The organism is Methylomonas stagni (genome assembly GCF_050154735.1).
GTDB lineage: Bacteria > Pseudomonadota > Gammaproteobacteria > Methylococcales > Methylomonadaceae > Methylomonas > Methylomonas koyamae_A.
Genome location: NZ_CP189557.1, coordinates 96,084 through 108,999, shown reverse-complemented (window position 1 = coordinate 108,999; position 12,916 = coordinate 96,084). Strand labels below are relative to the sequence as shown.

Here is a 12,916-nt window from a genome sequence, read left to right as displayed (position 1 = left end):
ATACTACTCCGCCAACAAACCGGCAATCTTTTCCGAGAGCGCCGTTTGATCCTCTTCCCTAAATCCCAAATGTACATAACGAATCTTGCCGGTTTTATCGACCAGATAGGACGACGGCATGGCCTTGACTTGAAACGCACTCGGACAAGCGCCTTCCGCATCGAAGGCAATCGGATAGCTCACCGGATGCTGCTCGATAAATTGCCGCGCTTGTTCGGTGTCTTCATCGACATTGATCGCCACAATTTGCAACCCTCGTTGCTGAGATTGACTGAATAAGCGATCGAAAAACGGCATCGACTTCAAGCAGGGTCCGCACCAAGTCGCCCAAAAATCGACCAACACCACTTTGCCGCGGTAGGCGGAAAAATCCAACGGTTCCTTGCCGGCAAAGCTCGCCGCGCAGGACGGTAGCGCTTGCCCTACTTCTGCGCCAACCGCGTTTAGCGACAGCGCGATGCCCAACACAAAAATCAACACGGACGAACAATAGCTCTTATTCATAAATTACAACAATGCCCAACAAGCCTTAGCGAAAGTTAACGTTTAATTTGCGTCGCGAACCAAGCGAACGTAATGTGCGGACGTTTTGGCGTTCAAGACATAACCGCCGTCCTCGAACGACACCCCCCACGCGTTGCCGTCGGACGAATCGGAATTGGACCAATAATCCGCCGTTTGGCTATTCGGATAAAAATCGTAGTCGATCAGGCGCGTGACCCGCGCCGATGCATCGTCGGTTCGGGCGCCGACTAGGCTGAGCAATTCCTCGGCGGTCGGCAAGCGCCAATCGAAGCCACCGCACAAACCTTGGGCGTTCACCGATTGCACATAGGCCTGGGCTTCGCTCCAGGTGTACACGTTATCCTTGTCGCGTAATCCACCATCATCGCTTTTTACCTCCCAAATCAGGCCGCTGCTGTTATCCTTGACGCAAGACCAACTGGCGCTACTGGCAATCGCCGCCACGCCGTTCGTATTCAATTTGGTCAAACCGACCAGGCTTGGGCTGGCGCTGACCTCGCAAGACAACGGCGCGGTCGTCAGACTAAAGCCCACGGTCTGATTGCCGTCCAAATTTAGCGGATTGCCATCAAGAGCCAGACTCCATGCCTTGCCGTGACGGCCCGACAACACGCCGACACCGGCGGAAACGGCGACCGAGAAGGTTTTGGTTTCGCCTATCCCCCAAGTATTGGCCACCGTGGGCGAAATGGCGCCTATCGTCAAATTGCCGGTCGCTGAACCTGGCGACAAGCTTACATTGTTCAACACGACGCTGCTGTCGTTGCGGATATCCCATTTCACGGTACGCCCGCCCCCCTGAGCGATCTGGCTACCATCGACCACTGCGGCGTTGTTTTCGAAATAACGACGCACCAACACCAAATGGATATTCGGATTTGGCGTTTGCAAACTGAAACCGATTTGCTGACTATTATCCAACGTCAACGCTGTACCGCCGCCGTAACTCAAATTCCAGTTTAACGCATGACTTCCGCCTAAATCGTCGGCGGGAGCGGTCACCGTCACCGAAAAGGTCTTACTTTCGCCGCTCGCCCAACTGGCGACCGACGCCGGCGAGATCGCCGCGACCTGCAAGTTGCCGGTCGCGGCACCCGCCGCGAGCACGACGCTGTCGAGCGAGGTGTTGCTATTATTTTTCACAACCCAATTCAGCACCTTAGACGTGCCTTGAGTGATCGAATCGCCGGCATGGTAAGTGTCTGACGCGTCGCTACCGTAATACGCGCTCAGCAACGAAACGCTGACGATGGGCGCCACCGAAAGTTGCGCTGACAATCCGCTGTCGTTGCCGGTGATCGGTAAACTCTGGCCGCTGTCGTAACTGAAGGTCCAAGCCTGTTGATAGCTACCGGCCGGTATCGTCGCCGGGGCTATCGCGCTCACCGAAAAGTCCTTGGTAACGCCGTTCGCCCAATCATCGGTACTCTCCGGCTGAATTGTTGTATAGGTCAGACCACCGGTGCCATTCCCAGCGACCAACGCAATTTTACAAGAACTGATGCCGCCTTCCCTCGCGCACAAGGTGTAGCCGCTGTCGTTGCGCACGCTCCAAGTCAACACCTGGGTCTGACCGGCGGCTATCGCCTGATTGGCGTTAAAATTTTGCGAAACCAGGGTCAAACCCGGCGCATTCGGCACGACCGTGACGCTGACGACCGCGTACGCCTTGGGCTTGGCTTTGTCGGTGACGGTCAACATGAATTTCAGCGTCCCGGTAACCGACGGACTAACGAAACTAGCGGACGCGCGATTGGCGTTACGCAACTTGACTTTCTTGCCGCTGATCTGCCGCCATTGCCAGCGCTTGACGGCCTTGGTCACATCCGATGCGCTGCCGCTCAGCGTGACGGTCGCGTTGTAGAGCACGGTCTGATTCGAACCCGCACTGGCGGACAGAACGGCCCAACAGTTCTTCACGGGCCCCACCATCAAAAACACAGCGAGCCAGATTAAGCGAAACCAAACTTTACCAGTCAAAAATCGATTCATAGTCACCACGGCCAAGCTTACTTTATGCTATCGAAGCGTCATTCCTGCGGACGATTCGGCGAGATCAAACGGTTATTCGGTATTAAAGCAACAATAATTCGGGTGCGATTCGTTCCATGAAAATTTTCCGGTAGCTCTCGGCCTTCCTGACCTGCATGCTTTCCATCGGATTATAATCGTCGGTAATCAGAATACTGTCGGCATCGGTCATCGCATATTCGTGCTCCGACAACCATTGAATCGGCCGAGCGAGTTCCGGCTTATTGCGATCGAATTCGATGCCCCCACGAGAGGCCAGAAAAATAAAATCGGTGAATTCGCCTTTTTCGGTGGTGAAAACGCGAATATTCGGGAACAGACTGGCCAACGTTTTATAAACCGAGGTCACCGCGTTCGCGCCTTCGCCTTGCGTGAAGCCGACGTAGTTCAGCGCCAGAATACCCTGCTCGTTCAACATCGCTCTCAAGCCGCTCAACATCTCTACCGTCAGCATATGTGTCGGCTCTGAACCGCCGGTAAAACAGTCGTGGATGATGAAGTCGTAGCGCTTATTGAGCTTTTTGACTTCGTAACGCGCATCGCCCACCAAAAATTCGCCGGTCGGCTGAAAATTGAAATACTGCTTCGCGGCATCCGCGACTACCGGATCGATTTCTATCGTATCCGTCGTCAGCCCCTTAGCTTTTAAATCGCGAGCAACATGGCCGCCGCCCAAACCGATCAGCAAGGCTTGATTGGCCTCGGGTCTGAACAACGGCGGCACCAAACCCAATATCACCTGATACCCCAGCAAACTGCGACCTTGGGCTTTTTCGACCGCACTCAGCACCGAAGAATCGGACAACAGCAAGCGAAAGCCCTTGCGCTCGTCGTCGACGACTCTAACCCAGCCGTAGATGCTTTCCTGTTCGTGCAACACTTTAAATCCGCCGACCGATTTGACGGTCTTGGCATAGCCGTTCGCCGCCAACGTACAAGTCAGCGCGGCCACCAATACCACCGAAAACGTCGCCCCACCCGTTGACGGCGCCGGCCTGTCGAAAACCAGTAAACCGATCACCACCACTAATAACGCCAGACTCAAGCTGAACACGATCGCGCGGGTACCGAATTCCGGCAATAAATAGAAAGCCAGCAACAGAGTGCCGATCACGCTGCCGACGGTGCTGACCGCATACACCGAACCGACTGCCCGGCCTACACCCCGCAAGTCGCGAGTGGCCATTTTGATAACGTAAGGCCCGACCATCGCCAACGAAGTCAGCGGCAGCGTAAACAATAACAACGCACTGACAAACGCGCCGCCGCGTATTCCCAGCGGATTAGTCCACGTCATTACCGGACCGCCGAGAAACGGAATCAGCGCCGTTGTTACCGAAGCCAGCGCCAAAATATGCGCCAGCCGCAAGGCCGGATAATGATCGGACAAATAGCCGCCCAGGTAATACCCGATCGCCAACGCGATCATCGTCACCGAAATCAGTGCGGTCCAAACGTATAAACTGACCCCATAAAACGGCGCGATAATGCGCGTACCCAGCAGTTCCAATATCATCACCGCGCCGCCGCTAAGCGTCACCAGGGCAAACAACGCGGCGGTGCTCAATGCGCCGCTCCGCGCTTTAGAATCGGTTAAACCGTTTTCAGACATGACTGACCAAACTTTGAGTAAGAAGTAAAAACCTATTGATCGCCGCGAACGTCCTAACAAGTACTCGATCGGTAATCGGGCCGGGCATTATAAGCGCGAAAAACCAAATCGTCCGTTGCCGGCATCGAATCGACAGTATGCCGGCGACTAAAGAAAAACGCCTCGGCCATCGAATATCATTTAAAGCGGCATCCTTAAGCGTCACAAACCGGCCCGATGGCATCAAAACAAAAACGAGCGCTTGCCCCAATCCCTGGGGCGAGCGCTCGCGAATGGTTGGCATCCCGCCAATGCGTTATCGAAGCAAGCCGATAACCTTCCTTGAATTAAGCGCTACGCGCGCGGCGTTTCATGCCCAGGAAACCCATCAATGCGCTACCGAACAACCAAACCGCACCAGGAACCGGAACGGTGGTTACGCTGAAGTTGCTGATAGTCAAACCGCGGGCCAAACGGTCGGCTGTGTAGGCTGCCGCGTACTGGCTACCGGCGGTGGCGCCGCCGTTGACGATGTCGTTGAACAACTGGGTGTAATCCGCGACATTGGCGCCGCCGATTGCCAGGGTATAGACGCCGGCGTGCAAAAAGCCATTCCAAGACACGCTGTTATCCACCGTACCGTCGGCCGCTAAAACGCCAGTAGTTCCGCCTGATGAGTTGGTGAAGCTGGAACCCGCCGCGGCGTCCGCACCCGATTTGCCGGTATAGGTAATCGTTGCGATCTTAGCAGTATCTAAATTACCCAAATAGTTCGGGCCATGGGTATCGGTCGCGCCGGCAGTGCCATTGTTGCCTGTGGTAATACTGCCGTTGGTATCGAACACGCCCCACAAACCGGTAGGGTTAGCGGCTGTGCCGGCCGCCGCGCCACCGCGAACGTCATTGACACCCGCGAACGGCGACCAAGAAGCAAAATCAGGCGCTCCCGCCAAATAGGCGGCGGTATCGGGATCAGCCGCGGTTGAAGCGACATCGCCCACGCCGTCGTGCGAGGAAGCTGGAACCACGCCGTTGTACAACGAGAAGCCTGGGTTCAAGGTGCTTGCACCATTGGCATTGGTTGTACCGGTAATGGTGAAGCTAACATTCGCGTCTTTTTCCAGAATGAAATAACGGAAGCGGATGTCGTGAGTATTACCCAAGGAATCCGGGTTCAAACCGGCCAGATAACCGCCGTTGCTGGATACGGTGGGTGTAAAGTTTGCCGCAGCGCCATAGGTACTTGTCGCGCCTTGGGTGTTACCTGTCAACGGATCGTAAGTGCCCGCGCCCCAGTACAAAGCGGAACCGTAACCCACGTGCGCCATCGCTTGACCGGACATTAATGCCATACCGCCAACTAACGTTAAAACCGAAGCTTTTAAAGTCATTTTTTTCATAGTTATTTTTACCGTAATAATTATTATCCCTCTGACAGACCTTGAATTCGCAGTGAACCCCAAATCCGTCCCTTACATCGATTGCAACCCGGCCGTCCCTTCCCCCTAAGAGGACCCGTGGCTTTCCGGCTTCGCCTCGCGGCGAATGTGGCGAACCATCCCTGGCAAAACGTCCTGTTTTCTCCTCATTTCCCAAAACGAAAGTCAACCTTTGGCGCTATTGCGTTTCCTTGCCGTTGCCGTCAAACCCGCCAAGACCGGAGCGAACAACCATACTGCCGCCGGCAAAGGCACCGCCGTCACGCTTAAGGAAATCTGGCCGTCCAAACCCTCCAGCGCGGTTGCAGCGTCATAAACCGTTCCGCCGCCGGCCGCGATCGTATAATCGCCGGCGCCCAACAGATAATTCACCAGCGACACCGAATTGCCTCCCGCAGGACCCACGTGAGTCAGATATTGAATCACCGCCCATTCGCCGCTGTTATTGGCCATGCTCCAGGAATCCAGCGCATCGAACTGGCCGCGATATTCGACGTGCTCGGTATCGCGAAACGGCGACAACACCCCGTTATCCACCGGCGAAGCCAACTTGACGACATGCGGCGTTGGTGTGGAAACCAATACTTTAGGGTTCAACGGGTCTACCGTCGTATCGTCGTGCGCTTCAGCCGCGAAAAGCCCCGAATACAAACTGAATGCCGGATTCAACGCATCTGTTCCACTGATATCGCTAAAAGTGATGGTCACTAACGAAGATTGGTCCAGATGAAATTTAAAAAATGTCCCGCCGGCCAACGAATGACTATCGCCCAACACCGCCTCGGTACCGTTATGCCAACCGAAATTGGTAAACGTTCCACCATTGATGCCACCCGGCGACGAAATCGGATCGCTTAAATCCGCGTAATCGACATGCGCCTGCGCCTGTCCGGACAAACCGCACAGCGACACGACAGCTAGCGCCGCCCAATTAAACCTATTCATATTCAACATAAATCCCCCAAGTAAAAAGATCCAACGTCCGTGCCGATGAAAACCAACTTTCATCAATCGTCCGACAACACAATAGCCAATCCAAAAATCTTTTCTATACTTCGTCGGCTAAGCTAGCCTGTACGGATGCAAGTCGTATGCCATGCATTTTTCCCGCATAGAGCCTGGGGAAGACACAGGTAAAATAATTAAACTATGTTATTTACAATAATAATATCGGCAAATCGCACAACTTTCCTTCCTCGACAAGCTCCCGCTCAAGAACAGCTTTCATAGGCAAAAAAAACGGCCCTTTCGGGCCGTTCACAACCGATAACACATCCTTGTGTCTTTTATTCATCGGTTACATATCGAGCTTTCCGAGTCGGAAATTTAGGCAAATAATACTTTGCGGCGATTCAAACCCACGAATCCAGCCAAGACAGTACCGAACAACCAAACAGCACCCGGCACCGGCACGGCGGCTGCGGTAGCAACAGCCGAGAACTCCAAATGACCATGCAGATTTGACAGACTAAAATCGGCTGGATTCACCGCGCCGGAAGCCCCAATTGTGTAATTGCCGGCACCCAGAATTAAGGTCAGAGTCTCTATAGTCTCGCTGGCGGAAGTACCGGCACCGCCAGCCGGGTTATTGTCGTTCACGGCTTGTCGAAACTCGATATTACCCCAGTCGCCCGAGACATTAGCTTGCCCCCAGTTCGCCAAGGCATTGAATTGACCGACATAGTTGGTAGCCCCCATCGTCGCGAAACTGGTATCGCGAAATGAAGAAGCGATACCCTGAGCATCGACCGGCGCATTCGCCGAGTCGAGAGCGTCCTGAACCTTGGTGCTATTTGCCAAACCGGTCTTCGGATTCAACTTCTCATTGGCATCGTCGTGCGCTTGGTAGTTCAGTACACCGTTATATAAGGTAAAGGCCGAATCGATGTAGTTACCGGTACCATCATCGACAGTCCAGGAAATCGTCACCTTCGATTCCTGATCCAGGCGGAAGTTAAAAAAGTCGACTTTGTGACTATCGCCGAGCAGCGCCGTCGTACCGTTGTACCAACCATAAGACGTCACATCGTCCACATCTACCGTCGCCGAACTAGCAGCGGATGAATAATTGACGTTGGTAAAGCTGCCAACCCCGGTATAGGCCTGATTAGCCGCATTCCATTGAGAAGGGTCGTTCAGGGGACGGTCGCTTTGGCCGCTAAGCGCGGAGCCAATACCATTAGCGGAACGCTGCGCCGGGGTAAGCCCAGCACCGCCCAACGCCAATACCGCCGCCGGCGTGCCACCGTATTGCGCGGTTGAAAGCACCTTACCGGCCGCCGTCAGATCGCCAATCTGCGCCCCCTGATTGAGATCGTAATACTCGACATGCGCTTGAGCTTGCTGAGCCACGCCAGCCAGCGCCAGCGCAATGCCCAGACCCAATTTAGATGCCGATTTGGCATTCGATTTGTAAAAAATTTTATTTTTCATGTGTTCTCCACTGAAGGATTGATAAATTTCAACGATTCTTGCAAGTAAGGACGTAAGCAACCCAGTCCTAAAACTAAAGCAAATAGCAAGCCAACAACACCGCTAGAGAATTCCGGCCCGACAACACCCGAGCAAATCTAAACTGTGTTAAATACCGCATCTATTAGGGCATTTAACGCACTCCTTGCGTATCCTGCTGACACAGCCGACTCACTTGGTTCCTGAAAATTTGCCAAGACCGGGCGGTAAGCGATTCCAATCCGCACCCTTTAACCGAGTTCGGCTATTGAATGTGACAGGATTGCGCAACCCTGTTATCGGGACTGATCCGCGCCGCCCCATGTTCGGAACGGCGTTTTTTGATTCCGAGAAGCCCCATCAAACCGGCCAGAAAAGACCATGCCGCCGCCGGTAGCGGGACTGGCGACGCTTCCAAATGACTTTCGATCACAACATCCGCGAACAGCCCCTGAGCTTCGCCCGCCGCCAATTCGAAATTGAAGACGTCGGATTGGCCGATACTCGCCGCGATCGGCGCGCCGAGCCACGCGTCCGCTCTCTCATATCCCGCTAGCGTTTGCCCGTCCGAACTAAAATAATCGACACTCACCGAACCGGTACCGTTTTCACCGGTAACGGCAACCTGCAAGTCGTAATCCAGTCTCACGCTGATCGAATACACATCGCTGCCGAGATTCGTAAACTCCAGCCCATACCAGCCCAAATGATGGGAATTGAGTGCTCCGCTGTTCAAACTGGTGTCCACCGCAAAACGGTAAGAAAATGCACCGGCAGCACTCAAGCCTGGATTCTGTGCGCTAACACTTCCGTCTCCAACGATATCGGACCATGAGTAATCGCCGCCATCATACACCGGCGTATCGATCTGTTGAAACGAACCCGCAATTTGTAAACCCGATAAATCTCCCGGATTGGTCAGATTCACGATGCTCGCCACCGAGTAACTCAAATTCGCCGATGCGTTTTGAGTGGCGGCCGCCATGACGGGTTGCGCCCCGCACAACCCGACCGCGACGGCAACCCAAGGAATCGGACTGTATTTATTCGCTATTTTCATTGTTAGAACCCTATTTAGACGGATCGTCAAGACGACCGAGACCCGCTGCCAATTCACTATTCCCTAGCCGCCGGCCCAATTTACACTGGCGGCGGCCGGCTATTTTTATTGCGCTAATAACTGATCGAAGCGCAAGGTCGGCTCGGTCGATCCGCTCGCCCCAACCGCCGGGACGACCATGACCTCATCCTTCGCGAAATTCGCCAACAATGGATTGCCGGCCGTTACAAGGCCCGCATCGCCAACATGACCGTTCGGCACCACCACCTCCGGATGATCGAACGGCGCTTTTTGGTATCGCACCCTCTCGTCGGTGAAGGATTTCAAGAAAGCGATCAAATCCGCGCGATTGGTAGCCGTGTTCAAGTCCGATGCAATCGTATTGATTTGTTCGTGCAAGTTGTCGTTATAAAAGTTGCCGTGTCGCGTGTAAAACTCGATCACCTGCTCCAGTGTCGCCATGCCGCCGTTATGCATATACGGACCGGTCAATTCGATATTCCTAAGAGTCGGCACTTTGAACGCGGCGTAGGTAGCCACAGCTAATTTAGGACCGCCAACCGCCGCCCGAGCCGCCGCCACCGACGGCAAGTAGGCCCACGCGGGGTCTGCGCAATTGACGTTTCGTAACACGCCTTCCTTGCTGCCGTCGGCGATCAGGTCATCAACGGTCGTGAAATAGCTTGGAGACACATAACTGGTATTCACCGCGAATCCGGCGAGAAAATCGCAAGCCCGAGTGGTTGTAACCACGGCATCTTTAACCCCTGCCGTCTCACCCAATACGTAATTGACGTATTGCGCGCTAAACGACAGCGGATTCCCGAAATCATCGACGCCGCCGACACCGGGATCATCGTCGGGATCGGCAACGCCGGTGTTAACAAAACCCAAATCCATCAACGTCGGCGTGGTGTTGGCGGCGTAATCGCGCGTTACCACGTTGACATAACGTGTCAACCCTGCGTATCTGACCGCGTTGTTGGGTCCAAAGGCGTTCGGACCGTAAGCGATAGGCGTCGCGTCCGGCCCAAAGGTTTTACCTTCGGTCGGCGTCAACAAGGCCGCGCTAGACGCCAACGCCGCCAAACTCATGGTCGGCCCGGTATGGCACAGATTGCAATGGTTATTGAAAAACACGCCATTACCTCTCGTCAGGGACGCGCGCAACGCGGTCGTCTCGGCGGGCGTGGCACCGTTCACGTTGGTCCAGGTCGGCCGCAATTGCGCGTTGAGCGGACTCAAGTCGAACGGCGATTGGTCGGAGATCAAAGTCGACTGATAAAGCTGCAAGGCCAAGCCAAAAAACATCGAGAAGTTGGCTTCCATCTGGCTGTAAGGCGTCTGCCCGGTTGGCGCGCCGAAAGGACCTGTGCCACTGAACGCCCAATATTTCGCGTTAAACGCTTTGATAATCAGGTTTTTATACGTCGTGTTCAAGCCGGGTTTCAAGTTACCGGCACTACTCAGACTCAACGGCCCAAGCACGCCATCCTCGGGATGAACCTTTTGATTTTGCAGCGGCTGCCGTTGAAGCAACTTACGACCGATATCCGACCATTTGCGCTTCTGGCAACTCATCTCTGTATCGCTAAGCGCCGGACCGGTCGCCAGCGATGCCAACGAGGAGTTTACCAGGCGAAGTTTTTGCTTCTCGACGCTACGCGCGTTTAATTTAACCCAAACGCCGGCATCGGGGTCGCGGTCGCCCCACGGGCTGCTACCGTTGAAAATATTGTTGGCCCGGCCGTCCCAAAAATTTCGGAAATTAAACACCGAGTTAATCACGGTCGGCGCATTGCGCGGTTCCACCCGCCGGGTACCGACATGATTGACGTTAAACACCGGATCGGCGCCACGCGCGCAATCGTCGTTACCGCCCGTCAGCCGGGAAGAACCTTTGAACGTGCCGCTAAAAGTACCCGACGAGGCAACAACATCGTCGGTCGTTGAAATCACGTCACTGAATTGATCGGCCGGATTGCTCAGTTGATGCAGCGGAAAATCGCTAAGCGACAGGGTATGATTAGGACCGCCGCCGCCGGAAGCTAGTGTATCGAAAGTCTGCCCGCTAGGCCTGGTACTCTTGGCACCGGGATTGATCTGGTTTTTAACCCGACCGTCGGCGCCCGCATGAAAATGACAAGATCCGCACGCCATGCCGTCGCTGCCCAAGTTGGTATCCCAAAACAAGGCCTTACCCAACGCAATCGCGGCGTTTTTATCGACGACGATGGGGTCGCCGCCATCCAGCAAGCCAGGCACTGGCGGCACCGGTACGTTGCGCAACGAAACCGGCACCGGACCGTGCGCCAGCGCGGGCCGCACCATCGCTCCGAGCAACAGCGCAATCTGTAACTTAACAAAAAACTTCATGGAAACCTCGTAGGAACCCGCTCAAGTTCCAGTAAAACCGACCGGAAAGCGGCACGGTGTTTAGCAGCGATAAAAAACCGGGTTTGCCCGACATGCGATCAGCTCGCGTCAGACCATCGATCATCCGGCAACTCTGGCGGAATACTCTTAAAACAGCTAAGTTCAAACGTCGCCAAGCAGTTCCCCGTCAAACAACGAGGCGACCGCCTGGGAAAGCGAGTCCAGGCTCCGCCATGCCTGGACTCTCGGTAAACGATCGCGAATCAGGCAACTCGCGACTTGCCGCGCCGTATACCTAAAAAGCCGGCTACCGCCGAACCGAACAACCAAACCGCGCCCGGCACTGGCACCGTGGTAACACCGTTATTGCTGATCGTCAGTTTATAAGCGTTACCCGCGCCAAATTCGCAACCCTGACCATTGGCGTTGTTGTCCGGGCAAGCCCCGGCGTAACCGATCAGATAGTAGCCGGCTTTCAGGCCGGTCAAGTTCAAGATGGCTTCGCCCAAACTCAAAACCGCCTCGCCTGAACCGACATAGGGCGAATTTTGGTTGTAGTTGTATAGCGCCGTACCGTTCAACGGGTCGCTAGCGCCACCGCCATATTCGCCGAGATTCTGCGGATTGCTGGCACCGGCATACAAACCTTGAATCTTGTCGCCGTCACCGTTGGTAAACGAGTAGCCGGCGTTGGCGTAGCCTATCCAACCGTCATGCCCATCCAGAATGTTACCGACACTCCCAGTACCCAACCAACCGTTACTGCCCAGAGCGCAATCGCCGCCCTGACCGCACGGATCGTCGGCAGTGCCGCCGTCGCCATAACCGCCGCGCACTTGGTTCCAGGAATGACCGTATCCGTTGTTTGCTTTTCCTGTCACCAACGGATCGCTACCGCTAGTCCAGATCGAAAACGCGGGGTAATTCATCGGAGCCACCGAAGTAGGCCCGGTCACCACGCCACCCGTTTTCTTGTAGGTCACAACGCCGGACTTCGCTTGAAGGTCCACGGTCACGTTGAAACGAGTACCGGCGGCAATGTCGGCCTCGTTGCCGACCTGAAAAATCTGAAATCCCGCCGTGTGCGTCCAACCATAGTTAAGATTTGTACCGTAGTCCGACCACGCGCGGTTTGGCGCGGTATTCGTCGCCGCGACACTGGATGCCGCTGGGTTGCCTGACGCCGACTCGACCGTTGCGACGGCACCCGCCGTCAGCGTCGGCAGCGTCGCGGGGCTAATAGCAGCAGCTTGATTGGAATACGCCGCCATGCCCGCGATGCCTAGCGCGGCCATAATCGATCTACGTAATATGTTCTGTTGTTTCTTCATTAAATGTGCCTCGAATGACATTGGTTACTTCCCATCCCGAATCCGCTTACCGGGGCAGTCTGGCAATCTTGAGGCAAGATCCAGATTTTCCGAGGCCCGCTCACACAGGCAT

The 12,916-nt window shown here is 54.9% G+C and carries 9 protein-coding genes and 1 riboswitch; all 9 genes read right to left on the bottom strand.

The window, feature by feature from the left end; translation table 11 throughout:
• Positions 1 to 3 precede the first annotated feature (3 nt).
• The 9 genes from ACP4CD_RS00500 to ACP4CD_RS00460 all read right to left on the bottom strand — a co-directional run bounded on the left by ACP4CD_RS00500 (position 4) and on the right by ACP4CD_RS00460 (position 12,804).
• Positions 4 to 504, bottom strand: coding sequence for a TlpA family protein disulfide reductase (locus ACP4CD_RS00500; protein ID WP_313729709.1), 501 nt, complete (start codon positions 502 to 504; stop codon positions 4 to 6).
• A gap of 42 nt (positions 505 to 546) precedes the next feature.
• Entirely contained in the window at positions 547 to 2,445 is a 1,899-nt protein-coding gene (locus tag ACP4CD_RS00495) for a DUF1566 domain-containing protein (RefSeq protein ID WP_426992908.1), read from the bottom strand.
• A gap of 154 nt (positions 2,446 to 2,599) precedes the next feature.
• Positions 2,600 to 4,168, bottom strand: coding sequence for a fused MFS/spermidine synthase (locus ACP4CD_RS00490; RefSeq protein WP_426992906.1), 1,569 nt, complete (start codon positions 4,166 to 4,168; stop codon positions 2,600 to 2,602).
• Positions 4,169 to 4,494: 326 nt separating this feature from the next.
• Positions 4,495 to 5,499 carry a hypothetical protein gene (locus ACP4CD_RS00485; protein ID WP_426992904.1) on the bottom strand — a complete coding sequence of 335 codons (1,005 nt, stop codon included), beginning with the start codon at positions 5,497 to 5,499 and terminating at the stop codon, positions 4,495 to 4,497.
• Between the two features lie 127 nt (positions 5,500 to 5,626).
• Positions 5,627 to 5,709: riboswitch (cyclic di-GMP riboswitch) on the bottom strand.
• A gap of 42 nt (positions 5,710 to 5,751) precedes the next feature.
• Entirely contained in the window at positions 5,752 to 6,531 is a 780-nt protein-coding gene (locus ACP4CD_RS00480) for a VPLPA-CTERM sorting domain-containing protein (RefSeq protein WP_313729705.1), read from the bottom strand.
• A gap of 381 nt (positions 6,532 to 6,912) precedes the next feature.
• A complete protein-coding gene (locus tag ACP4CD_RS00475) occupies positions 6,913 to 8,019 on the bottom strand; it encodes a PEP-CTERM sorting domain-containing protein (protein WP_064025123.1) in 1,107 nt (368 codons plus the stop codon).
• Positions 8,020 to 8,302: 283 nt separating this feature from the next.
• Positions 8,303 to 9,097 carry a VPLPA-CTERM sorting domain-containing protein gene (locus ACP4CD_RS00470; RefSeq protein WP_313729703.1) on the bottom strand — a complete coding sequence of 265 codons (795 nt, stop codon included), beginning with the start codon at positions 9,095 to 9,097 and terminating at the stop codon, positions 8,303 to 8,305.
• Positions 9,098 to 9,202: 105 nt separating this feature from the next.
• Positions 9,203 to 11,473, bottom strand: a complete 2,271-nt coding sequence (locus ACP4CD_RS00465; protein WP_313729702.1) for a cytochrome c peroxidase — start codon at positions 11,471 to 11,473, stop codon at positions 9,203 to 9,205.
• Positions 11,474 to 11,736: 263 nt separating this feature from the next.
• Positions 11,737 to 12,804: a hypothetical protein gene (locus ACP4CD_RS00460; RefSeq protein WP_231883549.1), complete on the bottom strand. Its 1,068-nt coding sequence runs from the start codon at positions 12,802 to 12,804 to the stop codon at positions 11,737 to 11,739.
• Between the last annotated feature and the right edge of the window lie 112 nt (positions 12,805 to 12,916).